Source organism: Thermostichus sp. MS-CIW-25 (assembly GCF_054060015.1).
The window spans coordinates 90,893-117,377 of sequence record NZ_JBSSCS010000002.1 but is presented as its reverse complement, the minus strand read 5'-3'; the positions used below and the strand labels follow the sequence as shown (position 1 = coordinate 117,377).

Below are 26,485 nucleotides of genomic sequence, written 5' to 3'. Positions count from 1 at the left end.
CAGCCCACCGGACTGTCCACCCCTGTCGCTCCATCAGCAACACCTTACATGTCTAACTACGAACCTGAACTCAACGACATTTTGTTGGATGGCCCCGCCGATCTCCTCGAGGCCGCCGAAGAAGCAGAGGTGGATCTGGCCGATGGCGAGCTACTGGAAGAGGAGCCGACCCGCCGCTCCACCGATCTGGTGCGTCTCTATTTACAAGAGATCGGTCGTGTTCCTCTGTTGGGGCGCGATGAAGAGGTGGCCCTGGCCCAAAAAGTCCAAGACTACATGAAGCTCTTGGATTTGCGTCTGCGTTTGCAGAAAGAGTTGGGACGGGATCCCACTCTTGCGGAATGGGTGGCCAAGGCCAACCAGTACCCCGAGTGGGCGCAACTGACCCCTGAAAAGCTGCAGCAGATTCAGCGGATTGGCAAGCGTGCCAAAGAACACATGATCAAGGCCAACCTGCGCCTGGTGGTGTCGGTGGCGAAAAAGTACCAAAACCGCGGCTTGGAGCTGTTGGATCTGATCCAAGAGGGTACGCTGGGCCTAGAGCGGGCGGTGGAAAAGTTCGACCCGAAAAAGGGCTACCGCTTCAGCACCTACGCCTACTGGTGGATCCGGCAGGGCATTACCCGCGCCATTGCCACCCAAAGCCGCACCATCCGCCTGCCCGTTCACATCACCGAGAAGCTGAACAAGATCAAAAAAGCGCAGCGCAAGCTCTCCCAGGAAAAGGGCCGCACCCCCACCATCGAAGACATCGCCTCCGAGTTGGAGATGACGCCGCCTCAAGTACGCGAGCTGTTGGTACGGGTGCCCCGCTCGGTTTCTCTGGAAACCAAGGTGGGCAAAGACAAGGACACCGAACTGGGGGATTTGCTGGAAACTGACGACATTTCTCCAGAAGAGACCATGATGCGGGAAGCCCTGCATCGCGATCTACAGCAGTTGCTCTCGGATCTCACCAGCCGCGAGCGGGATGTGATCCGCATGCGTTTCGGCTTGGGGGATGGGCGCACCTATTCGCTGGCGGAAATCGGTCGCGCCTTGGATCTGTCGCGGGAGCGGGTGCGGCAAATTGAGGCCAAAGCCCTGCAGAAGCTGCGTCAGCCGAAGCGGCGCAACCGCGTGCGAGATTACCTGGAAGCTATCAGCTAGTTCCGGCTTGCCCACTGGCTCCCCCAGCGTCCTACCCGTTTCCGCAGTTGGGCTGCTGCCCACTCCACTTCTGGGATCCGCAGGTAGAGGGCTCCGGCGGCAAACAGGCTCACGCCCAACCCTGCGGCCAGCCCGGCCCCAATGACGGCGGTGAGGAGCGGGGATCCCAACAGCTCCAGCGGGCGCATTTGCCTCCACAGCCAATGGCTGAGCCCCCCGGCCAAGACGGTGATCCCCAGCAACGGCAGCAGGGCTTGTCCCATCTCCTGCCAAGGGATCCCCGGCAGGTGCCGGTGCAGCCGGATTCCCAAACCGATCAGCGCCACCAGATTAACCCCCGCCGTGGCCAAGGCAATGCCCGGCGCTCCAAAAGCCTGCAAAAATAGAAAGTCCAGTAGGGCATTCAGGCCAATGGCCATGCTGCTGATGCGCAGAGGCGTAGCCCCATCCTCCAGGGCATAGAAGATCCGCACCAGCACATCCCGCAGCAGGTAACCGGTCATCCCCAGACCATAGGCCATGAGCAGGGCTGCCACCTCTTGTGTCACCTCCGGCGTAAAGCGCCCCCGCTGGTAGGCCACTTGGACAATGGGCTCGGCCAAAGCCACCAACAGCATCGACAGGGGCAGGGTCACAATTGCCGTAAGCATCAGCCCTTGGCGGATACGCTGGCGCAGCTCCGGCCAACGGGATCCATCCCCTGCCAACTGGGCATAGAGAGGCATCAAGGGCACCAGCACCATGTTGGAGAGGATCCCCAGCGGCGTTTGTACCAGAAGCTGGGCATATCCCAAGTTGCCGATGGTGCGATCCCCAGGTACGAAAGAGGCAAAAAACAGATCCACATAAACATTGATGTGGATCATCCCGGAGGAGATCACCGCCGGCAACATCAGCAAGCCCACCGCCCGTACCTGCGGGGATCCCCACTCAAAGCGCAGGCGCGGTCGCCCCAGCCCTAACCGCATCTGGAGCGGAACTTGGGCCAACCATTGGGCAATGGCCCCGATGAGCATGCCCCAGGCCAGCAAAGTTGGGATCCCCGTCCATCCCAGCGTGACCAGGATCCCGATCACCGCCAAGCTGGAGATCAGCGGGCTAAGGGCAGGCAAGGCGTAGTGTTCGGCAGCATTCAGCGCTCCAAAGCCGATGCCAATCCACCCCGAGAGCAAGGCCAAAGGGGCCATGATCCGCAGTTGCGCAGCGGCCAGAGCATGGACTTCGGGGCTGGCTCCCGGCGCATTCAGGCGCACCACCCAGTCCGCTCCCCACCAAAGGCCCAAGCTGACCAGCAGGAGCAGGCAGCCTACCAAGGTGGAAATGGATTCCAGCCAGGCAGCCGCATCCTCCCTGTCCCGATCCCGCTGCTTTTTGAGGACACTGACGATGGCGCTGTGAAAAGGGCCGTTGATCCCTCCCAGCAGAATCAACAGAAAACCGGGCAGGATGTAGGCTACCCCGAAGGCGCTGTACTCCGGCCCCGAGCCATACACTGCTGCAATCAAAGCTTGGCGAATAAAGCCTATGCCCTTACTGAGCAAGGTCGCCCCGGCCACCAAGCCCGCCACCGACATCAACGAACGGGATGGCCCTGCTGAAGGAGATCCCCCAGGGATCTCTTCCTGAGTGGCAGACTCCTCCATTACCTTGTGTCCTGCACCCCAACCACTGCCTCAACAACAAACTGATCCCGGATCCCTCTTTGAATCCCAGGAGCCGCTTCCCATTATCGGGAATATCGAACCCTTCTGGGCAATTGTCGGGCATTAGCTGGATCCCTTGGGCAGGCAGCGAGCTTGTCAGGCCAACAGTTGCCGTTCCTGTTCCAGGTGCTGCAACAGATGCTCATCCCCACGGGCTTGAGCAGAACGGATGCGCTCCTGCAGCCGGTGCAGCAGGTTCCGCCGATGGGTTTCCTCGACCAAGGTCATGAAGTGCTTCCGAGAGGAAACTTGAGGGGATCCCTTGCACCTCAGGGATCCTTGCTGTTGCCCTTGCTCCAAAACTGAGGCAGTGCTACAGCCACGGAGCCCAACCCTGGTGCCGAGCGGACAGATTCTGACGGCTTTGAATCGCTGCAGAGGGATGCACAAACTCATGGGCAATGCCTTGATAGGCCAGTTGCAAAGGACTCCGTCCCGCTAATGTGAACAGCAAGAGCCCAGAGACGCCACCGCTCACAGCAGCTCGTCGATCAGCCGGAGCACCTGCTGCAGCTCAGCACCGGGGATCTTTTGATGTTCTAGGTTGATCTCCACCAACTGTTTGAGGGCAAGAAGCTTAAGGTTGGCCTCCACCGCCGCCGCCGCAATGGCCTGTGCTGCCGGCAAATAGCCGCTGGCCCCCAAGTCCAAAAGGGCAGCCCGCCGCAGATGGATGTTGTGGTGATTCAACACCGACAGCAGGCGCTGAGCAAAAGTCGGATCCCCAGTGAGACGATAGCAGGCCCGTGCCGCCGCACATTGCAAACGGATGGAAGTGTGCTCTAGGTAGGGACAGATTGGCTCCAGAGCAGCGGTCACTTGCAGTTGTCCAAGAGCCTCGACAATGGCTTCTAGGGCGGCTTGGGCTTCCGTCTGCAGTCCTTGCTCCACAAAGCGCAGCCCTTCCAGCAAAGCGGATCCCAGCTTTTCCACTTCGTCGGGATCCCTATGGAGGTTGTTGGCAAGGGCAATCTCAACCAGCGCCTGGGCAGCCGCTGCCACCACTTGGCCATCAGAGCAAGACAAAGCCGCCTTCAGGGGCGGGATCCCGGCGAGGGATCCCAGTTTACCCAAAGCACGAGCAGCGTTGCGCCGCAGCGGATATCCCCCTTGAGCGGTGCGATCCGTTTCATCGGCCAGGGCCTCGATCAGGGCCGGGATCCCTTCGGCAATGCGCATGCGCCCCAGCCACCAAGCCGCATAGTAGCGTTCCCCTGGATCCCCGTGGCGCAGCTTGGCGATTTGTCCAGCCGGGGTGAGATCCACCAACGGATTGGGATCCAGAGGAACAGCAGTGGTCATGGAATCAACAACGGAGAGGACACCGAGAAGGGATTAAGCGCTGCGGACACTGACGATCTTGGCGCCCGATTTGAGCAACCGCTGCATTGTTGCCGACAGTTGATCGGCAGAGACGAAGATCTGCTGGTTGGATTTGCGCACTCGGCTGGAAGTGGCCAGGGCCGAAGGCGGATTCAGCAGCCGGGTCACTTCCACACAGAACATGCGATCCGACTGGCCCGTTGGCGGCCCCAGGTGTTTGGAAATGGGGCTGGGCGGCAGCAGCCCCCGCACCCCAATGCGGCGAATGGCCGGGGTAAACCCGGTGGCCAAAGGCATCATCAAACGGGGTCTGGGCCCTTGGGAGCGGTCGTTGTTGGCGTAGCCCCCGTAGAGGGCGAAGAGATTGGTAAAGTCGCGGGTGGAATGGGCCTTGCGGTATTCAAACCCACGCGGGTAGGGGACGATGTTGTCTCCAAAAGCTTCCAGGTATTCTGGGCTGTCGATGTAGGAATCGATCTCCGCCCCATGGCCGCCGGATTGGTAGATGTCCAAATGGCGGGCGATGTCTTTGGGGCTGGTGGGAGCGCGTCCCAGCAGATGCTTGAAATTGAGCTCGATGGCCCGGGTTTGCGAGTTGGGGTAGAAAAACCGCTTTTTGTAGGCTTCGGACTTGGCGATCCATCGCACAAACTCCCGCACCGTCAGGCTGCCCTGGCGCAGCAGCGATTCCGCACTGGCTAGCTCCTTCCTATCGGCCCCAAACAAATGGTCGTTGCCCAGCACCTGACGATAGATGGCCCGCAGCACCGCATTGAGCTGATCCTGGCTGGCGTTGGGGCGCAACTCCAGTGGGGTGGTCTCCGTAATGCCCCGGATCCCCATCCGGCTTGCCGCTGTAATTGCACTCATGCTAATTCCCCCGATTGAACTGAATGGACACAGATTGAGAACAAGCTTGCGTTTAGGGTCATTTCGATTCAAGCTAGGACATTGCACCCACACATAAAGTGTTGGTTGCGTCGTCGCATCGGCGTTGCGGAGCAATAATGCAGGGGGCCAAAAGGCTTTTCAAGGACTCCGTCCCGCTGGCGCGATCAATAGCCCAGGCGTCTCACCCTAGCCTGAAACGACTGTAGAAATCGAAAACTAAAATTAGAAATCAAAAATCGGCAGCCCCAAGCTGCAGAAGAGCAACAGTGGCGCCTTCCTATTGGGGAGACTGATCCGCAAACCCACGTGGTCAAACGTATCTCTCCGCAACGTAGCAGGCTCACCACCGTTGCCCTCAACAACCTTCCCTCGCCATCCCCCCTGGTTTATGGGATGAGCCAACTGGCTAGCCGGCGTCGCCCTTTTAGAGGGATCCCAAGCCAAGGGTTTAGCTGAGCGCGTTGATGGCGTAGTCGATGTAGGTGTTGGCCTCGGTGGCCGCTTGCCCGGTCAGGCCGTGGTTGGCTTTGATGTAGCGCAGGGCTTCGATGAACCAACTGGGGGAGAGCTCAAAAGCGGCGTTGATTTCGCGGATCCCGGCCAACTGATACTCGTCCAGAGGACCGGTGCCACCGGCTACCAAGCAGTAGGTGATGTAGCGCAGGTAGTGGCGCACGTCGCGGGCGCACTTGTCTTTGCCAGCTTGGGTGTGGCACTGCCCACCGGGTTGGGTGGTGTAGGGGAACTTGGCGTAAACGGCTTCGGTGGCACCGCGCACCAGCTCGTCGGCACGGCTGCTCAGAACTCGAGCGGCTTCCATGCTGGCGGCAGCCCGCTGAAAACGGCCATTGATGGCCTGCAATTCGCTGTTGCTCAGGTAGCGCCCTTGGCTGTCGGCAGTGGCGATGGCGTCAACAATTGGGGTTTGCATGATTCAAAACGCTCCTTTACTTAACTCAAGCTCAATGCAAAAAACAAAGCAAAAGATTCAAAGTCTCAACTGCAAAATCGCTGCAAAACAGGTTACTTTTCCAGGGATCCCCTGCCAACCCGAGTTGTCTTAGATCCCAGAGAGGTCTTCACAACTGGATCCGGACACAACAGAAACTTCAGTCCACAAGGGATCAAACCACAGCAGCAGCAGCGCGATCGAAGTAGGATTCGATTTCGGCAATCAGAGCGCTGCAGTCACCCCGGGTGATGCCGTTGGGGTCGTTTACCACAGCCACTGCAGCCTTTTTCATCTTTTGGATACCGTTGGCCACTGAGCTGCCGGGGGTGCCCAAGGCTTGATAGGTTTCCCGCAGGCCGTTCAGGCAGCGCTCGTTCAGCACACTGGCATCTCCGGCTGCCACTGCGTAGGTGATGTAGCGGAGAATAATGTCCATGTCCCGCATACAGGCAGCCACATTGCGGCTGGGGTAGGCAGGGCCACCGGGAGCGTTCAAATTGGGCTCCTCGGCGAACAACTGACGGATGGCATCGGTCACGATCTTGGAGGCATTGCTGGTGAGGCGGTTCACAGCGTCCAAACGCTTGTTCCCCTCGGCAATTACCTGCTGGAGAGCGGCAAACTCGTTCTCTCCCAAAAAAGCGCCTTTGGAGTCAGCTTGTGCAACCACTTTGCCAAATACATCGTTCATGGTTTTGAATCTCCCTAGCAAAAGTAAAAGAGGTTATGAATCCACATTCCCTGCAACGGCCCAGAGAGCACCTGCCGGCCAGGAATGCAACACCGCTTGGATCCCCAGTGCCGAGAGGTGCTGTTTAACTCACAGAACCGCCGACGGGATCGAAGCCGATAGAACCAAGATGAGCAAGCGAAGCTCGCTCCCAGATCCAGGCCTTCATCCAAGGGATCGGACTTGGGCTAAGGAGCCTCAGCCGCTGCTGGCAACCTCAACTGGGCAGACGAGGAGAAGCTGGCTCGCCTTGTTTCCAGTCTTTTTCTACCGCGAAGGCAAGAAGCGATGAAATCAAAAAATGTAAATCGGCTTTACCTCGCGCAAAAGGTCTTAGATCGGTTTCCAACCTGCTTCCCATCTCGGATCCCAGGCTGTTCTCCCTGTCCTTCGCGGGAGTAGTTTTTTACAAAAGAGAATGTTTCTTTGCCTAGCTTTACAACATGAACAAAGATGTCAGCCCCGATCGCGGCTTTGCAGCTTGCAAGGGATCCATTTTCAGTATCGGAGCGAACATTCTCATAAAGGATACATAATTTAACACTTGCTGCAATCCTCAGTCGGGCCTGAGGTTGGGGCAAAATCTGAGAAGGTTCTCTTCGATTCCCTAAGATTTTCGGTACACACCTTTTACAGAAGTTCTGGATGCCCGCTTATGCCTATTGGGTTGGATCGCACTCCTTCCCCGGAGCTGCTGCAGATGGCGCGCTGGTTGGCAGGAGACTTCAGCAACCAAGAGCAAGCCTGGGAAAATCCACCGTTTTTTGCCCAAATCCGAGTGGCCTACCGCCCCTTGCCGGCCCAAGTTTTGGGCGGGATTGGCTTTTATGTGGAGCAAGCCTACAGTGGCCATTTGGAAGATCCCTATCGGCAGGCGGTGGTGGAATTGACTCAGGCAAGCGCTGGGATCGTGATTCGCAACTACCGCCCTCTGGAGCCGCAGCGGTGGCGGGGCTGTGCTCGGGAGAGGGCAGACCAACTGAGTCAACTGAGGGCTGCCGATCTGGCCTATCTAGAGGGGTGTGATGTGCATGTGAAGAGGCAGGGATCCCTCTTCATCGGCGCGACGGAGCCGGGGTGCCGGTGTTGCGTGGTGCGCAACGGCCAAGCCACCTATTTGCAGACCACCTTGCACCTGAGCGAGAGCGAGTTTTGCAGCCATGACCGAGGGATGGATCCCATCACCCACCAGCAGGTTTGGGGAGCCCTGGCAGGCGCTTTTCGCTTCCAAAAGGTAGTCGATTGGCAGGCGGAGCTAATGCTGTAGGCTGCAGCCCATCCAGCCCCACAACTCCACAGTTGACAGCGCTATTGCGCACTCTCCCTCAGCCAGCTTTGTGTACACTGTCCTTGGCCGGGATCCAAATCCCCCAGGTTTGAGCGTGCTGTTTACCGGTTGCAACCGGGCTAGGCTCCTTTTAATTCAGTGTGGGTATTCAATGCAGGCGAGGTCGGGCCCAAAGGATGAGCCACGGTCTGGGTGGGCTTGGCACAGCCCTTGGGGAATGGTGATCGCCCTGGTTGGGATCTTGGCCTTGCTGCTGCTCGGTGCCGGCTGTTCTGGCCAGGGGGAATCTGCAGCTTCCCCCCCTGCGTTGATCCCTCTCCCACCTCAACCGGGAACCGAGTCGATTCCCATGCCGGTGCGTACCCTGGGCAACAGCCGCTTCAAGCTCCTGGGCCTGACAGTGGGGGTGGCCGGGAGCGGAGCTGAGGTGTTACTGGATACCGGCTCGGCAGGTTTGCGCATCATAGCGACAGCAGCAGGTCGCTTTGGCCTGGAGCGGACGGGGATCCCTTCCACCGTGACGTTTGGAGATGGCACGCAATTTATCGGCGTGCTGGCCCGCGCCCCCTTCAGCATAGGCGGGATCCCCAGTCGAGAGCCGGTAACAATTCAGTTGATCGACCAAATCACTTGCGTGGAGCCACTGGTGGCCAACTGTTCCGACAATCTGTTTGGGCCAGGACGGCCTTTTGCTGGGATCCTAGGCACGTCCTTGGATGAGCGCAGCCCCGACCGCGAGCTGTTTAGTCCGCTCACCCGCCTTCCGGGCAATTTCCGCTCTGGGTACATTATTCAAACGGGGGGCTTCAACTCCACCCAGGGCCTGTTCACGGTTGGCCTAACGGCGGCCAACACCGCTGGCTTCAATTTCCGGCAGTTTCCCCAGGTGGGAAGCTTTCCCGATGGCACACCCATCTGGCGGGATGAGGCTTTACAAGTGGCCTACAGCATTAGCAACACTTCCATTCAAAATGCTCTCAGCCCCACCGTTTTTGACAGTGGTTCTTCCGACATTTTTCTCAACGTCAGGCTGTTGGGGGCAGCTCCCTTCTCCACCTCGACCTTGCCCCCCGGCGCTGAATGGCGAGCTGTGCTGGAGGGGGCTTTTGACTACCGCATTCGGGTTGGCTTTCCCATTACGCCCAGCCGGGATCGGATTTTTGTTAACGGCAACCAAGGAGTGCAACTGTTGGGCATGCCACTGTTTTTCAACGCCGACGTTGCCTTTGATATTGAAGGCGGTCGGATCGGCTTTCGCGTGCGTTGAGACAAAGTTGTTTTGAACCATCCCAAACGTTAACGTTGGGTTCAATTGCGGAGAAAAACTTGCCATGTTCGGTCGAGCCTTGAAAACCGGGAACAGCACGCCGCGCAGATGGCCTTGGGTTTGGGGACTGCTGTTGTTGTGTTGGTTGGGGCTAGGTGGGCCAGGGTGGGCCGTGAGCTTAGGGGATCCCTTGCCCGAATGGGCACAGCCCATGCCGGTGGGGCGACAGCGCTTGCGGGGGGTGGAGCAATACCGAGGTCAAGAGCAGATCCGCGCCTATGGAAACGAAGCGGGACGGGTGTTTTGGATTCAAATCCACAATCATTCAAACTTACCCCCGGATTACCGGGAGTACTTGGGCGAATACCAACACTTTCCGGTAGAAGTCGTAGAAGTGGTGCCCTTGCGAGCCCGACGGCTGCGCTTCCGTCAGGGGGATCGCAGTGCTGAGTGGCAGGTGGTGGGCATGAGCGGTCGGTTTCAGGCAGAGGCGATCAGCAGAGATTTGGCTCCGCCAGGGTTGTTTGGAGATCCCTCGTGAAGAGCAGGAGAATTAGAGCTTATCCTAGAGATCCTAGAGAGAAACTTGAAACTAGAGTCTGCCAATGAATTTACTCCAGAAGAAAGTTGAGGTTACTCTTAATCGCTTCTTTGTTAAGAGGCTAACTCAGGAGGATCTCACCTTCTACGGATACCATTGCAAGCCAAACCCTCTCCCCGCTCCGGGGGAAGAGCACAAAGCCCTCGCAAGGGTTTGTAATCAGCTAGGTGTAGTGGCTGTTCCTCTAGAGGGCTGCATTATAGCCCGGGAAAAGGTTGACCCCGATAAACTTAAGACAAAGGACGGGGAACTAGAGGAAATTGGACAGAGAGTTCTAAACTGCACCAATGTCCAAGAAAAAGATGCCCTCGAAAGCTTTGAGCGTAGGAGGCTACGGCTGTGTCTCAAATCTTTGTACTCTGGGAAAACCGAAGTTGAAACATCAGGAGGCAGCTTACTTTGGTGGAAGAAGGAAGAAGTTGATTGTGGAAAGGGTTGGAAAATCCACGAAGGAAGAAGAATAGATGTTGTTGTCAACCAGGACAGTGAGCTGTACATAGAGATAGATGTTCAGTACCATTTCTACACGCCATGGACCTTGCATGAGTGGCTTGAGAACTATCCAGATGTCCCGATCCAGTGGGTCCAGAATACATACGATAAACGCCAGACTTGGGAATATCTGGGTATCCTTTCCAAACAGTCGCCGTGGGAGATTCAATTGCCAGAGCTGAACATGAGTCTAGCGGAGTATCATTTGCAGAAGCACAGTGCACCTAGAGAGGAAGTGGAAAGCTCCTGGGTAGTCGAAGTATCTTCAGGTCGAGGGTGTTTTCCCCATCTGTCTCGAAGGCTATCGCCTGTCTTAACTTTGGAGATGCTGGCCAGCATAGAAGATGCTAGAAATCCTGGTAAAAAAGTCAGTGCTTCGGTCATCGAGCATTTTAGAAAAAGTTTAGAATATAGACTTCAAGAGTCTAAAAAAGTTGCAGAGACTATCATAAGAAGAATCTACAAATCTCCCATTGCTCAAGAGAGAATTCAGCCTCTGAAAATAGAGGGCTATATCCTGCCAAGGCCAAGACTACTGGGTCGCAACAATCAAGCAATCGAGAACCCAGCCAGAGTTAGGTACCAAGGATGTGCAAGAGTTGGCGAGACAAAGTTTGGACTTCTAAATCTTGACGATAATAAACGTGAGTATCCTACTGAGGTTCGCAAGTGCCTACTTGAAGTAGCTAAAAAGAGCGGAGCAAGAGTTGAAATAGACTTTTACGCAACCCGCCAAGATTTGCCTGAAGGCGACCTTGCTCAACAGAGGTTTTGGCAAAGCTGGGCCGACAAAGGGATCAAAACCGTTCTGGTTGTCATGCCCTTGTCGCCTAATGAGCACAAGCAAAAGATCCGCTTGCAAGCACTTCGAGCAGGAATAGCAACTCAGTTTATGATTCCTGGAGCTGACCCCTACAAAGCTCTAAATGTCGTACTAGGACTTCTGTGTAAAGCTGCGTGGCAACCCGTGTTGCTTGAACCCCTCGATCATCCTGAGTGCTCCGAGCTTACCATTGGTTTTGATGTGGGGACGAATCGAGAGCTTTACTACGGAACCTCTGCCTTCGCGGTACTGGCCAATGGTCAAAGCTTAGGCTGGGAGTTGCCCGATATACAAAGAGGAGAAACTTTTTCCGGCGAGGCAATTTATCAAACCGTGTCCAAGCTCGTCAATAGATTCTACAACAAATTTCATCGATACCCTAGAAAGGTTCTTTTGATGAGGGATGGCTTAGTTCAAAGAGGCGAATTTGATAAAACAATTGAGGAACTAAGAAAAGAAAAGATTGCTGTGGATATTGTCGGAGTGCGCAAAAGTGGCACAGTCAGAATGGGAAGAGAGGAAAAAAGAAGCTATAGAGACGCTGAAATGGGCACTGTCATTTTTGACCATGAACGAAGGTCATTTATGCTCGTAACAAGCCAGCCCATTAAGAAGTCCTCGGTGCCAATTGGCAGCGCAAGACCGCTGCGAGTTGTCCATGAACACGGCAACACTCCTTTGGAAGTTCTGGCTATACAAACTTACCATCTCTCCCAGCTTCATCCTGCTAGTGGGTTTCAGCCTTGCAGGCTCCCTTGGGTATTGCACTTTGCCGACAAAAGCAGTAAAGAGTTCCAGCGCATTGGCAACAGCATTTTTAGTGTGCTGCAGAACATAAACCGAGAGAAGTTGATTGCCGTCTAGCCAAGGGAGGGGATCCCCACCTGCCGGCCTTGCTAGGATTGGGGGGGTGGTTGGTGTTGCGGCTATGGTGGAGATGAATGAGGTCTGGAAGACCTTTCTGAGCAATCCTGTTCCGTTCTGTGGCGGTTTTCTCAGCGGCCTCCTGCGTTTGGATGTGAAGCAAGATCCGCTGCGCAGTTGGCTGGAGTCCCAGGGGCTGAGGGTGGAGGAGCCCCCGCCTTCCGGTCGCTCCGACGGCCCCCAATCCATTTCCATTGAATAGGCGTACTCAGTTGGCGGGCAGATCCTAGGGATCCCTTCCGAACGCTTTCTCTCAGGTGTGGGAAGCGCTCTGATCCGGGCACAAGCAGTGGCAAGAAGGGCAACAAGAGCAGGGTTGCGAGGTGAGCTGATGTTCCCTGAACCCTCCCAATTTAGGAAGCGGCAGGGATCCCTTCGAGGCTGGGGCTATCTCGGCGGGGTGGTGTTCCTGGCAACAGGACTGGTCGGTCTGCCGTCAGGGGATCCAGCCGTGGCCCAATCGGATCCCTCTTCTCTTGCCAGCCCTAAGCAGGATCCCCAAGCTTGGCTGGAGCGCTACAACGCCGCTCTAGAGCAATTGCCCCCTTTGCCCAACTTGCAATATCGCCAGCAGGTGCGGGTGGAGGGATCCCAAACCTTCACAGCCACGTTGGATGTGCTCTACCGCCGCGACGGCAGTTGGCAGGCTTGGGTAGCCGAAGGGGATCGCATCCGCCTCTTGGATTCGCGCCAATTGGAAGTGGTGAACCAGTCGGATCTGCTGCAGCTGTACTCGGTGTATGTGAGCCGACCGGAAGCCCTCTTGCCCTCGGTGAGCTTTTACTTGAAGGCGGATCCCAGCCGCTACCGCGTCCTCTCCTCAGAACGGGTGGATTTGGCTGGATCCCCTGTCCAGCACTTGCGTCTAGAGCCCATTCAGGAAGGCCAGTTGCGGGAGCTGTGGCTGGATCCGCAGTCGGGGCTGCCGCGGCAGGTGTTGCTGTTTTTGTCGGGGGTGTGGGGGCAGGCCTATGTCCTGATGGGGTTTACGGCGGTGCCAGCTCCCGAGGGAGGGGAGCGCTACTGGCTGCCGGAGAGCACCCGCATCAATTTGGGCTATGGCTTTTGGACCCTGGAGGGCCTGAACCGCCGCGTGTTCAGGGGATCCCTGTCCATCCAGCATGACTACCAGGACTACCGCATTTTGCCAGAAGGGACGCAGTTGCGCTTTTTGCCTTCGCAGCCGCCGGTGGATGCGCCGCCGGTGGTAGCCGGCCTGCCGGGGAGCGCTCCTCAAGCGGAGTTGGGAGATGTGCGGGCCTTGGGAGTGGATGAGCAGGGCAACCAGCAGTTCAGCATTGGCCTGGGCCGGCGCTCCAGCCCGGACAATTCCTTGGAAGACCGAATCGTTGCTTTCAACCTAACCCGACCCACCAGCCGCAACGCCCTGACCCAAATCGATACTTTAGCTCTTTTGCCTCTGGGGAATGGCCAGTTGCCCATCTATCTCTTCCAATTCGACACCGGTCGTCCCCTCTCGCCCCTGCAGGGGGTGGAGCGCCCGCGGGTGGATCCCAATGAGGTCTTCGCTCCTAAGCCGCCAGCCATCAAACTCTTTGGAGATTAGCTCCCCAATGCTGATAGATGCTGCCTATGGGGTGATCCCCATCCTGCCCCACCCACCCGTCCAGGAAGCTCCCAGACTGGGCTCTTCTCATTTGTATCTGCTCATCCAGCACCAGAAGGGGCATTGGGCTTTCCCAAAAGGGCACAAGGATAGCTCCGAAAGCGACCTGGAGGCGGCGCAGCGAGAATTGCGAGAGGAAACCGGCTTGACCGACTACCAGCTTCTGACCCTGCCCGGCCAGTCTGACCCTCTGACGCTGCAGGAAGCCTACACCTTTACGGATCCAGAGGGGAACCGAGTGGCCAAAACCGTTACCTACTACGTGGCCTTGCTGCCGCCCCAATTTCCTCCCCCTGAGCTACAGGTGCAACCAGAGGAGGTGGCCGCCTACCGCTGGTGCTCCTACCCCGAAGCCTTGGAGCAGATCAGCTTTGAAGAAAGTCGGCAACTGCTGCGCCGCTGCCAAGCCCACCTGGAGCAGCTTTGGAAATTGGAGAAGACCTAAGTTCCGTATTTTTACGGAAGAGGTTTATCGGGGTTACCTTTATCTTGTCTTGCAGGCTTTCCGTGGGAAGTTCCCGAGTAAGAAAGCCAGCAGACAATCTGAGGGCTAGCCTTCACCTTTAGAGATTGGCTGATGAGCAATAGTCATCGATCTCCCCAGGAGGAGAGTTTTTCTGAATACGGATTGAACGCTGAAACTGCCTTTGAGTTCGTGCAGCCTTGGCCGTCTTGTTGGGCTTGGCTCATCTAAAGATCTCGTCTGGGTCAGGGCTGGGCTTGAACTGTATTCTGGAAAGCATTTTTTCACCGGCTTGTGGGGTAGCTAAGACTTCAGTCGTGTCATCAACCTCAGCGCAGGAAATTGTCCGAGCACGTCCTCTCGACCCATGAACCGTCCCCCCGTCTGTACAGAAGTCTCGGCCCATCTGCTGAACGCAGAGGTCAGCTTCACAGGAGTTGTTCGGTATTTCAGTGCCTTGGACAAAGGGGAGGGGCTGGGCACTTGGTCATTGGTGTTTCACCAAGGTCGCCTGGGGTTTGCTCACCACAGCTTGGAGCCCTTGGAGCGCTTGGATCGCCACCTGCGTCGGCTCAGCCATCAAGTCTTTTCTCTGACTCGCCAAAATTGCCTACGCATCCATCGGCAGGTGGAGGCGCTATTGGCTCAGGAGACTGGGCCTCTACCTGCAGACCTTCTGGGGCTGAGTTGGATGGTAACGGAGCAACTGCTGCCTTGGGAAGCTGCGCGCAGGTTGAATGCTTGGATCGGCGAGGAGGTGCTGCAAAATCTGTTGCTGGTTCCAGGGGGCTTTCAGCAGGAGATCATCCCACTGGACAACGTGCCCACCCTGGGCCAGTGGGATGGGGGATCCCTGCTCGACCTGATCCAAAAGCGGCTACGGGCATGGCAATCTTTGGGGCCTGAGATCACCTCCCCCTACCAACGGCCCTACTTTGCCAGCCGGGCCCAGGCAGAACGCCTTCCCGCCGAGCAACAGGAACGGCTAGGCCGGTTACTGAAGGGGTTTAGCTTCCGCCAGTTGAGCGCCCTTCTCGATCAAGACGACCTCCAGATCGCTCGCCGCCTACATCCTCTGGTCAAAGCCGGTATCCTTGTCCTGCGGGATCCCCAGCCCCCCTTTGATCGGCTGCCCAAAACCTACTCGGCCAAGCTTGAGACAGAATCACAGCCCTCAGAAACTCCCACCGTCCCTCTTCACCTGGCCAACGGGCTTGCAGATCTAGGCCCATCTCCCCAAGCCTCGAAAACCTGGATTGTGGCCTGTATTGACGACAGCGAAGCCATGCTCAGCGAGTTGCAGCGGTTGTTGGAAGGGCACAACCTGGTCATTCACACCATCAGCGACTCTTTGAAAGCCCTGATGAAGCTGACCACCCTCAAGCCAGATTTGATCCTGCTGGACGTGGGTATGCCCAACGTGGATGGCTACCAATTGTGCAGCCTCATCCGCAAATCCTCCGTGTTAAAGGATGTGCCGGTGGTGATGGTCACAGGCCACAAAGGTCTGATCGATCGGGTGAAGGCGCGCCTGGCCGGTGCCACCGATTACCTGACCAAGCCCTTTCGGCAGGAAGAATTGCTGCAGATGGTGTTTCGCTATCTCAGCTAGGGATCCCTCTAAAGGTTCGTCGAAAAAGAGATAAGGAGATGTCGATCATGGTGAAAGTTCTTGTGGTGGAAGATGTGGCCTCGGAGCGACAGCTCATCAGCGATTACCTCCGCTCAGAAGGCTATCAGGTGGTAGCGGTGGCCAACGCCCAAGAGGCATTGCAGCAGATCCGCAACGACAAACCCGATGTGGTGCTGACGGACTTGGTCATGGAAGGCATGAGCGGGCTGGAATTGTGCCGCCAAATCAAGAAAAACCCGGAAACCCAAAAGTTGCCCGTTGTGGCCTGTACTTCTAAAAATCAAGAGCTGGACAAACTCTGGGGCATGAAGCAAGGGATCGATCTTTATCTGACCAAGCCTTTTACCCGCGAAGACATTTTGCGGGCCGTGAAATCAGTAGTGCTCAGCCCGAGCTCATGATTTTTGCCACTCCTGTCCTTGCTGAGCTGCGCCTCCAGTTAGGATCCCTGTGATTATCACGAATTGTTCTTAGGAGATGTCTTAGAATTGGCAGAGCGAGAACGGCAATGGCGGTAGCTTTCTCCCCACACAGCCCTACTTCTACCCGTACCGGCGAGCTGTACTTACATCTACAGTTGGGGGTAGACTGTCGGGCCCTTTTGCCCATGGCATTTGCCCAGGAAGCTCTAATTGTTGGCCCGCACCACTTTACCCTTCTCCCCAACCAGCCCGCATGGGTGCTGGGCTTGTTCAACTATCGCAATCGCATTCTCTGGGGACTGGATCTGCCGCAATTTCTCGGCCTAGAGCCCTTGGACTTTGGGCAGCCCGAACACCACTTGGTGGTGATGCGCCCAGAATTTGGGGGCTCTGCATCGCCAGTGCGAACAGGCTTGGGCCTGGCAACCCAACACGTGAAAGGAGTAGCTCGAGTGCCCGCCGAGGAGATCCAACCCTTAACAAAAGCCCAGGCAGCACAAAACAACTTTCGACTGGAGAACTTTTACGACTCTTGCAAAGGGCTGGTGTTGGAAGGGGATGAGCCTCTCTGGGTGCTCGACCCTCTTGCCATTGTCCAAAAGCTCAACTCAGTTGATTCCTCGGCAAACCCTTGATCTTGGCGACCTTTTCCCCGACTTACCCTCACTTAAAGGCAAAATTCTATGGTTTCCTTCCGTCCCCTCTTTCTCAGGCCTGCTCCATCTTCCCGGCCCCAACGCAAAGTCGCGGGATCCCGCCTGGCCCTGGCAATCAGTTTTCCTCTGGGCATCAGCTCCCTGCTGTTTGCCGTCTCTGCCGGCAACGTAGCCCGCACCTACTTCGAGTTCGAGCCGGCGATCTCGCGGCAGTTCACCCTGCAAAACCTGAGCGATCAGGTGATCTATTTGGATGAAGTCTTGACCATGTCTGCCCGCATGGCCGCTGCCAGCGGGGATCTGTCCTGGGAAGAGCGCTACAACATCCATGTCCCTCAGTTGGATGAGGTGCTGGCGGAGATTCAGCAATTGGATCCCGCCTCTTACGAAGCCTATGCAGCCAAAACCACAGCAGCCAACATCAAGCTGGTGGAGTGGGAAGTGCAGGCTTTTGATCTGATTCGGGCCGGCGAGCAGGAACGGGCTTTCAACTTGCTGCACAGCCCTGAGTACGAAGAGCAAAAGCGCATCTACGCCGAAGGGATCAACCAAACCCTGGAGGCCATTCGCAGCAACATTCAGGCCAGGGTCCAGCTTTACGAGCAAGAGCTGCTGCAGGCTTTGATCTTTTCCGGCATCAGCTTCCCGATTCTGCTGCTGAGCTGGGGGATCATTTTGATCCTGGTGCGCAACTTTGTGCGGGAACGCAACGCCACCTACGAGCGACAAGTTTCCGACACCCGACTGGCCCAGCGGTTTGCCGATATTGCCCGGATTCGCCAAGAGCAAGAGCTGATCGATCCCCTAACTGACTTGTTGGGCGAGATGCGCCAGCGCTTCGGTGCCGAACGAGTGGCCTTCTATCGCTTGACCGCTCCCGAAGAGGCGCAGGTTATCGCTGAATCTCACGACAGCCGCCTGCCCGACACCTTGGGCACCCTCCTCCGCAGGATCCCGGCTCCGATCCAGCAGGCTCTCCACGGCGGGCAAGTTTACGCTTTTGGCCCGGTGCCTAGGCCAGATCTGGGCGCCGACTACCTGCAGAGGCTGGCCACAGCCCAACTGAAAGCCGAGATGATAGCGCCGGTGGTGCGTGGCGATGAGCTTTACGGTTTTTTGGCAATAGGCCGCGCCCAAAGCCAGAGCTGGTCTGACGAAGAACAGAAAACCTTGGCAGAGCTGGCCAACCGCCTGGGTCAAGCTTTGGGTAACCTGGGGGCGCTGGAGCAAAAAGCCGTGGCCGCCCAGGAACGGGAGCGGTCGGAAGCGCTGCAAAGAGAGCTGCTGCAGCTTATCAGCGAGGTCACAGAAGCCTCGCGGGGGGATCTCACGGTGCGGGCGCAGCTAACAGCCGGACAAGTTGGCATCATGGCGGACTTTTTCAACGTCATTATCGAGAGCTTGCGCGACATCGTGATTCAAGTGCAGCAGGCCGCCGGTCAAGTCAACCAATCCATTGGTCGTGACGAGGCAGCCATTCGCGAGTTGGCCGAAGCCGCTCTCCGACAGGCCACCCAAATCGAAGAGACCTTGCGCTCTGTCGAGCAAATGACGCTCTCAATCGAGGAGGTAGCCGATAAAGCCCAACAGGCCGCCACCGTTGCCGAATCTGCCGCCGCCACGGCCATCAACAGCAGCTTGACTATGGATCGCACAGTGCAAAACATCCTGCAACTGCGGGAAACGGTGGCCGAAACGGCCAAGAAGGTGAAGCGGCTGGGGGAATCTTCCCAGCAGATTTCCAAGGTGGTGTCCTTGATCAACCAGATTGCGCTGAAAACCAACCTCTTGGCGGTGAACGCCAGTATCGAGGCAGCCCGTGCCGGCGAAGAAGGGCGAGGTTTTGCGGTGGTCGCCGAGGAGGTCGGGGCACTGGCGGCCCAGTCGGCAGAAGCCACCCGCGAGATCGAGCGCATTGTGGAAGGGATCCAACGGGAAACCGGCGAGGTGGTACAGGCGATGGAAACCAGCACCGGCCAGGTGGTGGAGGGAACCCGCTTGGTGGAAGCAGCCAAGCAGAGCCTGGGACAAATTGTGGAAGTCTCGCGGCAGGTGAACCAGCTCTTTCAGGCCATTGCCCGCTCCACCGATGCCCAGGCAGATGCATCTCAAACGGTGCGCCAGTTGATGCAGCAAATCGCCAACATTGCCGCCCAGACGGCGGCAGCCTCGCAGCAGGTGGCCAACTCTCTCCAGGCTACGGTGGCGGTTGCCCGTCAGTTGCAGACTTCTGTGTCCACCTTCAAGGTGGGGGAGGCGGTTTAGCATGGGGCCGAATCCCACTTCCCTTGACCCACGCGAGTGGCAGGTTAGGCTGCAGTTTTTGGACGAAGCCCAGGCTTACCTCGACACCCTGGAGGCAGGGGTGTTGGGCCTGGGATCCCAGAGTTTGGATCGCCCCCGTTTGGATCGCTTGCTGCGGGCTGCTCATTCCATCAAGGGCGGGGCGGCCATGATGGGCTTTCCGGTGCTTAGCGACTTGGCCCATCGCCTGGAAGATGGTTTCAAGATCTTGCAGGTGGATCCCCAAAAAGCCGACCCCGCAGTGGAGCGCAACCTCTTGGCGGCGTTGGATTGCATGCGCCAAATAGCCCAGCAGCACCGCCAGCAGCGGCTTTTGGACGAATCTTGGCTGGCAGAGCGGGTGCAGCCTCTTTTCGATCAATTGCGAGAGCAGTTGGGAGAGTTGCAGCCTGAGGACAACGTCCAAGTCCTGGCAGCAGAGGCCGGGGGCGATATGCGGGTGCTGCTGTTTGCAACCGAGGTGGAGGCCTGTCTGCAGCGGTTGGAAGGTGTGCTGGCCCACCCCGAGCAGCCCTGTTTGCGGGAGGAGTTTCTCATTGCTGCCCAAGAGCTGGGGGCGCTGGGGGAAATGTTGGATCTGCCTGCCTTTGCCACCCTGTGCGGCTCAGTAGTCCAAGCTCTGGAGACGCTGCCGCCAAATGCCAAGGAGCAGGTGTTGCCCGTTGCTCAGGCGGCTTTACAAGCTTGGCGACGCTCGCAGGCCCTGGTGCTGGTCGGTCAGGTCGCTCTTCTCCCCAGCTCCTGGGATCCGGCAGAGCCTCCAGTTTCCCCCCCGCCAGAAGCCCCTCCCCCTGCAATGGCAGGAGCCACCGAGCTGCCGGATTCGATTCCAGCCGGGGCCAAAAGCGCTGCCGAGATGCTACGGGTGCCGGCTCGCCCTCTGGAACAGTTGGGGGAGCTGTTGGGAGAGCTCATAGGGGAGCGCAACCGCTTAAACAGTCGCCTGCAACGGCTGCGGGAGCTGGTCAGCTTGTTCAAACGGCGGGTTCGCACTCTAGAAGAAACCAACAGCCGCCTGCGCAGCAGCTACGACCGCGTCGCTGCCACCGTGCCTGCTTCTGTGCTCTTGAAAAAAGAAGGGGATCCCGGCCTGACCTTGGCCGATACCTTTGACCTCTTGGAGATGGATCGCTATGGAGAGATGCACCTGCTGACCCAAGAGGTGATGGAAACCGTTGTGCAAATTGATGAGGTAACCCACGATATCGACACCACCCTGCAGGAGACCGAAGGCAGCGCCCGCCAGCTCAGCCGCCTCTCCAGGCAAATGCAAACCCGTCTCGACCAGGTGCGCATGCAGCCTCTATCGGATTTGACGGATCGCTTCCCCAGAGCGCTGCGGGAGCTGAGCTTAGCCCATGGCAAGCCCGTGGAGCTGCGGGTCTTGGGGGGATCCACCCTAATCGAGCGCTCGATTTTGGAGGCCTTGGCGGATCCCTTGTTGCACTTGGTGCGCAACGCCTTTGACCACGGCATCGAGGCTCCAGACACCCGCCTGGCCCAGGGCAAGCCGGCCAAGGGCCTCATCGAAATTGCCGCCAGCCAACGGGGCAACCGCACTCTGATCACGGTGCGAGACGATGGGGCAGGGATCTGTCTGGATAAAATCCGGGCCCGCGCCTTGCAGATAGGGTTTTCCGCTGCCGACCTGGCTGAGGCCAGCTCCCAGGAGCTGCTGGAGTTGATCTTCCAGCCGGGCTTCAGCACCGCCGAGCGAGTCAGCGAGCTATCTGGACGGGGAGTGGGTCTAGACGTGGTACGCACCAACCTGCAACGAATTGGCGGCCAGGTGCAGGTGGAATCTTGGCCGGGACGGGGCACGCTGTTTACCCTCACTCTGCCCGTTTCTTTGAGCGTCACCCGCGTGCTGCTGACAGAATGCCAGGGGTTGATGTTGGCTTTTCCGGCCAACGCAGTGGAAGAATTGCTTATCCCCCCGCAGTTGCCTGCCGATTCCTTTCTCTGGGAAGGGGAGCAGATCCCTTTAATTCCTGTGGGCCACTGGTTTCGCTTCGCGCGCTGGCAGCCTCGCCGGGAAATTGACGAGACCCCCCTTCTCGACCGACCTGTGGTGCTGCTGGTGGTAGAAGACAACCGGCCCTATGGCCTGTTGGTGGATCGCTTTTGGCGGGAGCAAGAGGTAACTCTGCGCCCGGTGGAGGGAGGTCTGCCTCTGCCGTCGGGATTCTCCGGCTGTACGGTTTTGGCCGATGGGCGAATCGCTCTTTTCGTGGATCCGCCTGCCCTCTTGAGCTGGCTGCTCGCCCAGCGGGATCAGCCCTGTCAGTCGGCAAGGGATCCCCTTCCCCAGCCCAGGTTTGCCGCCCAGCCCACCCTGCTGGTGGTGGAAGATTCGGTCAACGTGCGCCGCTTCTTGGCCATGACCCTAGAAAGAGCAGGGTTCCGGGTTGAACAGGCTCGCGACGGACAAGAGGCCCTCGAGCACTTGCAGAGAGGAATTCCCATCCGAGCGGTGATTACCGACATTGAAATGCCGCGGCTGGATGGCTTTGGCTTGCTGGCCCAGATTCGTGCCCACCCCCTGTATGACCAGCTTCCCGTGGTCATGCTCACCTCCCGCAGTGGCGAGAAACACCGCCAACTGGCCCAGCGGCTGGGAGCCAGCGCCTACCTCTCCAAGCCCTTCCAGGAACAGGAGCTGATCCAAAAGCTGCGGCAACTGCTGCAACCAGCCTCTTCGGCACCTTCCACCGGCGTTTTGATGGCGAGGTAGTCCATGCCCCTGCTTTCCCCTCTGCGCCTGCGTCGTCTGGCTCGGCAAGAACAACTGAGAAACCGGCAGACCTTGATTACTTTCCAACTGGGCTCCTACTGCTTCGGCCTCCCTGTTGATCGGGCGCGGCGAGTTTTTAGCTGGGCAGAGTTTCAGCTTGCTCAGGAGGGCGGCCCCCAGCTTTTGGATACCGGTCGTTTGTTGCTGGGCCGAGGGATCCCTTTTCAACCGGAAGGGGTTATTCTGTTGCAGCCAGGCAGTTCTGAGGACGGATTGTCCGACCAGATCGACAACCCAGAAACAGGGGCTCTGCCCATTCCCACTCAGCCCCTCCTGCGCCGCCTGACATCCTCCCAGTTGCAGCCTCTCCCCAGCCGCTATGCAGCTCAGGCCCGCCAAAGGGGTATTGTGCAGTGGATCCCGCCAGCCGAAGGCCAGCTCCCCCTGTTGGTGTTCGACCCTCATCTCTGGCCTGCCTGTTCTTGAGAAGGGAGAAGGGGCAGTTGCAGCTCTGGATTCTCCACGCGGGTTAGCTCCCAGCGAAAGGGCTCCCCACCCCGTCGCTGCCAATTCAATTGGAAGGGTTGCTCCAGCGCATTCACCTGATCTCGCGTCAGGTTGGCCAAGGGGCCGCCGGATCCCTCGATCACAAACCAGAGAGTGGCCTGTCCTTGGCGACTGGGATCCCCTAGGTCGAGCTGCACCTGCAGCGCTTGGGGTTGGAGGCGCAAGCGAAAAAATTGGCCGAAGATCTCGCGGCTGTAGGCCAGCGCCCGCTGCTTGTTCAGGCCCCAACCATCGCTATAGGCCTCAGATACCAACATCTCCACCTGATCCCAGTTGCGCTGCTCCACCGCCCGCAGCAATCTCTGGGTGTGGGCCCGGATTTGCCGCTCGGGCCGCCCGTAGTGCCAAAAGGCGCCCCCTGCGATGGCCAAAACGACGGATCCCACCACCCCCCAGCGCAGCCAGGGGGGAAGGGGTGAAGGGGGAGAAGAGACAGAAGCAGACAAGGGATCCCTCTTGGGCTGCTCCCTCTAGCCTAAGGGATCCACATGTGAGAAGATCAAAGTCCCATCCCCAAATCTGTGCAGCCTTTGCCGGTCACAGCACGCTCCCGAAATTTAGCCAACCGGTCATGACCAAGTCCACCGACCGCCTGCTGCTGGAGTTTGAGCAGCCTGTTGCCGCCCTAGAACAACGGATTCAGGAAATTCGGGCCTTGGCAGAAGAAAACGACATCGATGCTTCTGAGCAGATTCGCCAATTGGAAGCCAAAGCCGAAGAGCTGCGCCGCGAGATCTTCAGCCAGCTCACGCCAGTAGAACGGCTCCAGGTGGCCCGTCACCCCCGCCGCCCCACCACCCTGGATTACGTACAGACCATCTGTGACGACTGGTTTGAGCTGCACGGGGATCGCCACGGCCAGGACGATCCAGCCATTGTGGGCGGGTTGGCCAAGCTGGGGGAGCAGCCGGTGATGATCCTCGGCCACCAAAAGGGCCGCGACACCAAAGACAACATCCACCGCAACTTTGGGATGCCCAATCCCGCCGGCTACCGCAAAGCCCTGCGGCTAATGGAACATGCCCACCGCTTCGGCCTGCCCCTGCTCACCTTCATCGATACGCCGGGGGCTTACCCAGGCGTTAAGGCGGAAGCCGAGGGCCAAGGAGAGGCCATTGCCACCAACCTGCAGACCCTTTTCCGGCTGGAGATCCCCATCATCTGCACTGTCATCGGCGAAGGGGGATCGGGCGGAGCCTTGGCCATTGGGGTGGGCAACCGCATCCTGATGTTCGAGCACGCCGTCTACTCCGTGATCTCGCCGGAAGGCTGCGCGGCTATTCTCTGGAAGGATGCCAAGAAGGCTCCCCAAGCGGCGGCAGCCCTGCGCATTACCGCCCAAGACCTGCTGCAACTGGAGGTGATCGACGAGATCCTGCCAGAGCCGGTCGGCGGCGCCCACCGCGCGCCCTTGGAAGCTGCTCAAACCCTCAAAGAGGCTCTTCTCAGGCATCTCAAGGAACTTTCTAGCCTGAGCGGGCGAGAATTGCGCGAGGAGCGCTACCAAAAGTTTCGCCGCATGGGAGCGTTTCTGGAGCTTTCTGAATAGACTTATGCATCCCTGATTTATAGTCGTTTCAGATTAGGGTGAGACACCTGGGCCATTGATCGCGCCAGCGGGACGGAGTCCTTGAAAAGCCTTTTGGCCCCCTGCATTATTGCTCTGCAACGCCGATGCGACCAACATTTTAGGCGCGGGTGCAGTGTCCTGGTTTGAACTGAAATGACTATATTTGGGGTTTAATTTGGGGTTTATTCGAGGGGAGAGGCCCTTTAGGAGCTGCTCTGGGATAAACTTCCGAAAGCACTCCGCGCCCTCAACCTGACCAAGAGGGGGCTAACTGATACATTTACGCTGAACACTGCTGAACATCACCGTTCAACTATGCAGCGATAGCATTCTGTTTGTTTCCATTCGCGTTAGCGGGACGGAGTCCAAACAGAATGGCGGTATCCCGCAAAGCTTTGAGTAGAATACCCAAAGCGCAGTTTCCGTGTCGTCTTACTACCAATTTTCTGCTTTGCTTTGGCTACCATGCTGGCAGACTCGAAAGTAAACAGAAAGATCAACTGGTAGTAATCCGTACTGAACATATTATACATTATTTTCAGTATAGTTGAGCTTATTATTGACTAGAGTCATGCTCCTACCAGGTTACCCGATCCCGCAGTTGCTCAATCCGGGCTGGGCCAATGCCATTGACCCGTTGCAGATCCTCCAAAGAGGAGAAGGGGCGGGCCTCGATAATGCGCTGCGCCAGGGCGGGGCCAATGCCGGGCAACTGTTCCAGCTCCGCCGCCGTGGCCGTATTCAGGTTAACGCGAGGGGATCCCCCAGGAGACGCCACCGGAAAAGCAACCGACGGGGAAGGGGATCCCGCCTCAGGAGGAAGAACGACCTCGACTTCCAGCAGCTCCGGCTCCGGTTCAGGCAAGGAAGCGGCAACGGGGACGGGGTTGGGGCAGCGACGGGACGCCTCTTCTGCCTGCTGTTGCAAGCGGCGGCTGGGGCCAAAACGGGCCTCGGCCATCAGCCGGTCGAACTCCCGCACAAAGTGATCCACCACTCGGCCATTGCGGATGATCAGGAAGTTTTCGTCGTTGAGGTGGTTGGCCGAGACCGACCAGTTGTTGGATCCGGTGATCACCGTGGCCTGAGGAGTGCCGGGATCGATGATGGCAAACTTATGGTGCAGCTTATCGCCGGGGGCGAGGTTGGGTATGCCTACAGACTGGGCCGGCAGCGTCCAGGGCAGGCGCGCCGCCTCCACCTGGCACTTTTCGTCGGGGAGCAACAGCCCCCACATCTCCAGGGTGCGGCTGTAGTCGCGGAAGGCAAAGCCGGGATCGAACACCCCGCGGATCTCCACGTTACGCTCCTGGCGCAGTTGCCTGAGCTGGTTGGCAATGCCCGGATCCGTAAAGACGAACAGAGCCAGATCCACCTGTCGCCGGGCTTGGGCCAGGGCGGCGGCGATGATGCCGTTGGAGGTGGCTTCGTAGGGCAGGGAGCGACTGGCAGGAGAAAAGTGAACCCCCACAATGGCATCGCCAAGGTACACCGTTTCCAGGGGACGCTTGAGCTTTTGCACGCCGAAGCGGCTATCCGGCAGGCCGCCAGGACCATCGCCCCACATGAGATCAAATTCCTCGGTGTAGAGGCGGGCCAGCTCGGGGCTATCCAGCAGCAGCAGGTGATTGGCATTGCCGACGCTGTCGGGGGCATCAAAGTCCCCGTGAATATCAGAGAGGGTGAAATTGGCCGAGCCGGTCAAGACTTTCTGCCCGTCGATCACCACAAATTTGTGGTGCATCAGGCCGCTGCCCTTGGAGCCATCGGCGGTATCATCCAGCCAGGGCACCCGCCCCCCATCCAGCAAGGCGTACACATCTCGGCTGGCAATCTCCTCGGGAGAAAACCGTCCATCGCGGTTCACATCCACCAGGTTGCGGTACTCCTCGAACTTGCTGCGGCTGCGCTCGTCCAGCGCCCGCACTTGGTCAGGGGTGAGCTGGTGCCAGGCTCGCACGTAGGTGTTTTCAGTAATAAAACGCACAGGGATCCCCGCCTGCCGCCGCTCCACCAGAGCCTGGGCAATCAGGGGTAGGTTCAGCTCCTGCACGGCAATATCCACCGACTGCCGAGCGGAGCGAATCTGGGAAATGATGAACTCTTCCAGGTTGTAGCCATACCATAGCGGCGGATTTGGCGATAGGGATCCCGATAGGTGCTCTCGCGGCTTTGGTTGAACACCACCCGGATGCGGGGGTGCTGCGGCAGAGGGGCCAGGGTGGGCAGCTCCGGCTCTTGGGGGTAGGCTCTGGGCCGAGGACCCACCCAGTAGCCGATCAAGACCAGAACGAGAAGCAGAGCAACCCAGGGCAGCCAGCGGCGGAGTTGCCGCAACCACGACGGGATCCCGTTCATGGCCTTTC

General features: G+C 58.1%; 24 protein-coding genes and 1 pseudogene. 15 read left to right on the top strand and 10 right to left on the bottom strand.

The features are described 5' to 3' along the window. Positions 1-48 precede the first annotated feature (48 nt). A complete protein-coding gene (gene sigC / locus ACVWZ1_RS01475; RefSeq protein ID WP_457502345.1) occupies positions 49-1,149 on the top strand; it encodes an RNA polymerase sigma factor SigC in 1,101 nt (366 codons plus the stop codon). On the opposite strand, the gene murJ is transcribed toward sigC, so the two are convergent. From murJ to ACVWZ1_RS01445, 6 genes are all read right to left on the bottom strand, one after another. Then, a complete protein-coding gene (gene murJ, locus ACVWZ1_RS01470) occupies positions 1,146-2,792 on the bottom strand; it encodes a murein biosynthesis integral membrane protein MurJ (RefSeq protein WP_457502344.1) in 1,647 nt (548 codons plus the stop codon). The genes sigC and murJ overlap by 4 nt on opposite strands. Positions 2,793-2,948: 156 nt before the next feature. Next, complete coding sequence (locus ACVWZ1_RS01465) at positions 2,949-3,080, bottom strand: hypothetical protein (RefSeq protein WP_457502343.1); 132 nt, start codon at positions 3,078-3,080, stop codon at positions 2,949-2,951. Positions 3,081-3,326: 246 nt separating this feature from the next. Then, positions 3,327-4,154, bottom strand: coding sequence for a HEAT repeat domain-containing protein (locus ACVWZ1_RS01460; RefSeq protein ID WP_457502342.1), 828 nt, complete (start codon positions 4,152-4,154; stop codon positions 3,327-3,329). A 33-nt stretch (positions 4,155-4,187) separates the two neighbouring features. Beyond that, complete coding sequence (locus ACVWZ1_RS01455) at positions 4,188-5,045, bottom strand: phycobilisome rod-core linker polypeptide (protein WP_457502341.1); 858 nt, start codon at positions 5,043-5,045, stop codon at positions 4,188-4,190. Between the two features lie 469 nt (positions 5,046-5,514). Continuing rightward, on the bottom strand, positions 5,515-5,997 hold the full coding sequence (locus ACVWZ1_RS01450) for a globin family protein (protein ID WP_011434281.1): 483 nt from the start codon (positions 5,995-5,997) through the stop codon (positions 5,515-5,517). A gap of 193 nt (positions 5,998-6,190) precedes the next feature. Continuing rightward, positions 6,191-6,709 (bottom strand): globin family protein, encoded by a 519-nt coding sequence (locus ACVWZ1_RS01445; protein ID WP_011434282.1) that lies wholly within the window; start codon positions 6,707-6,709, stop codon positions 6,191-6,193. A gap of 694 nt (positions 6,710-7,403) precedes the next feature. On the opposite strand from ACVWZ1_RS01445, the gene ACVWZ1_RS01440 reads away from it, so the two are divergent. The 13 genes from ACVWZ1_RS01440 to ACVWZ1_RS01380 all read left to right on the top strand — a co-directional run bounded on the left by ACVWZ1_RS01440 (position 7,404) and on the right by ACVWZ1_RS01380 (position 22,468). After that, positions 7,404-8,015: a chromophore lyase CpcT/CpeT gene (locus ACVWZ1_RS01440; RefSeq protein ID WP_457502340.1), complete on the top strand. Its 612-nt coding sequence runs from the start codon at positions 7,404-7,406 to the stop codon at positions 8,013-8,015. Positions 8,016-8,253: 238 nt separating this feature from the next. Further along, the gene (locus tag ACVWZ1_RS01435; protein WP_457502339.1) at positions 8,254-9,303 is read left to right on the top strand and encodes a hypothetical protein; all 1,050 of its coding nucleotides are present in this window, start codon (positions 8,254-8,256) and stop codon (positions 9,301-9,303) included. A gap of 64 nt (positions 9,304-9,367) precedes the next feature. Next, complete coding sequence (locus tag ACVWZ1_RS01430) at positions 9,368-9,844, top strand: hypothetical protein (protein ID WP_457502338.1); 477 nt, start codon at positions 9,368-9,370, stop codon at positions 9,842-9,844. Between the two features lie 232 nt (positions 9,845-10,076). Continuing rightward, positions 10,077-12,083 (top strand): argonaute PAZ domain-containing protein, encoded by a 2,007-nt coding sequence (locus ACVWZ1_RS01425; protein WP_457502337.1) that lies wholly within the window; start codon positions 10,077-10,079, stop codon positions 12,081-12,083. Between the two features lie 46 nt (positions 12,084-12,129). Next, positions 12,130-12,345: a hypothetical protein gene (locus ACVWZ1_RS01420; protein WP_414329987.1), complete on the top strand. Its 216-nt coding sequence runs from the start codon at positions 12,130-12,132 to the stop codon at positions 12,343-12,345. A 129-nt stretch (positions 12,346-12,474) separates the two neighbouring features. Next, positions 12,475-13,710 carry a hypothetical protein gene (locus ACVWZ1_RS01415; RefSeq protein ID WP_457502336.1) on the top strand — a complete coding sequence of 412 codons (1,236 nt, stop codon included), beginning with the start codon at positions 12,475-12,477 and terminating at the stop codon, positions 13,708-13,710. 7 nt (positions 13,711-13,717) lie between these two features. Further along, entirely contained in the window at positions 13,718-14,215 is a 498-nt protein-coding gene (locus tag ACVWZ1_RS01410) for a bis(5'-nucleosyl)-tetraphosphatase (RefSeq protein WP_457502335.1), read from the top strand. Positions 14,216-14,600: 385 nt separating this feature from the next. Continuing rightward, on the top strand, positions 14,601-15,845 hold the full coding sequence (locus tag ACVWZ1_RS01405) for a response regulator (RefSeq protein WP_011434290.1): 1,245 nt from the start codon (positions 14,601-14,603) through the stop codon (positions 15,843-15,845). Between the two features lie 47 nt (positions 15,846-15,892). Next, a complete protein-coding gene (locus tag ACVWZ1_RS01400; protein ID WP_011434291.1) occupies positions 15,893-16,267 on the top strand; it encodes a response regulator in 375 nt (124 codons plus the stop codon). Between the two features lie 206 nt (positions 16,268-16,473). Further along, positions 16,474-16,923 (top strand): chemotaxis protein CheW, encoded by a 450-nt coding sequence (locus ACVWZ1_RS01395; RefSeq protein ID WP_240527341.1) that lies wholly within the window; start codon positions 16,474-16,476, stop codon positions 16,921-16,923. Between the two features lie 48 nt (positions 16,924-16,971). Beyond that, positions 16,972-19,209, top strand: a complete 2,238-nt coding sequence (locus tag ACVWZ1_RS01390) for a methyl-accepting chemotaxis protein (RefSeq protein ID WP_457465439.1) — start codon at positions 16,972-16,974, stop codon at positions 19,207-19,209. Position 19,210: 1 nt separating this feature from the next. After that, the gene (locus ACVWZ1_RS01385) at positions 19,211-21,982 is read left to right on the top strand and encodes a hybrid sensor histidine kinase/response regulator (RefSeq protein ID WP_011434294.1); all 2,772 of its coding nucleotides are present in this window, start codon (positions 19,211-19,213) and stop codon (positions 21,980-21,982) included. Positions 21,983-21,985: 3 nt separating this feature from the next. Further along, entirely contained in the window at positions 21,986-22,468 is a 483-nt protein-coding gene (locus ACVWZ1_RS01380; protein WP_457502334.1) for a hypothetical protein, read from the top strand. Here ACVWZ1_RS01380 and ACVWZ1_RS01375 read toward each other — a convergent pair. Then, positions 22,444-22,995, bottom strand: coding sequence for a hypothetical protein (locus tag ACVWZ1_RS01375; protein ID WP_457502333.1), 552 nt, complete (start codon positions 22,993-22,995; stop codon positions 22,444-22,446). The genes ACVWZ1_RS01380 and ACVWZ1_RS01375 overlap by 25 nt on opposite strands. A 125-nt stretch (positions 22,996-23,120) precedes the next feature. Here ACVWZ1_RS01375 and ACVWZ1_RS01370 point away from each other — a divergent pair, with 125 nt between their 5' ends. Further along, positions 23,121-24,098, top strand: a complete 978-nt coding sequence (locus tag ACVWZ1_RS01370; RefSeq protein WP_414341981.1) for an acetyl-CoA carboxylase carboxyltransferase subunit alpha — start codon at positions 23,121-23,123, stop codon at positions 24,096-24,098. Between the two features lie 437 nt (positions 24,099-24,535). On the opposite strand, the pseudogene ACVWZ1_RS01365 reads toward ACVWZ1_RS01370, so the two are convergent. From ACVWZ1_RS01365 to ACVWZ1_RS01355, 3 genes and pseudogenes are all read right to left on the bottom strand, one after another. After that, positions 24,536-24,628: pseudogene (locus ACVWZ1_RS01365) on the bottom strand (RNA-guided endonuclease TnpB family protein); the annotation flags it as partial. Positions 24,629-24,696: 68 nt separating this feature from the next. Beyond that, on the bottom strand, positions 24,697-26,184 hold the full coding sequence (locus ACVWZ1_RS01360; protein WP_457502332.1) for a phospholipase D-like domain-containing protein: 1,488 nt from the start codon (positions 26,182-26,184) through the stop codon (positions 24,697-24,699). After that, positions 26,160-26,477 (bottom strand): hypothetical protein, encoded by a 318-nt coding sequence (locus ACVWZ1_RS01355; protein WP_457502331.1) that lies wholly within the window; start codon positions 26,475-26,477, stop codon positions 26,160-26,162. Before ACVWZ1_RS01355 ends, ACVWZ1_RS01360 begins: the two co-directional genes overlap by 25 nt. Positions 26,478-26,485 lie beyond the last annotated feature (8 nt).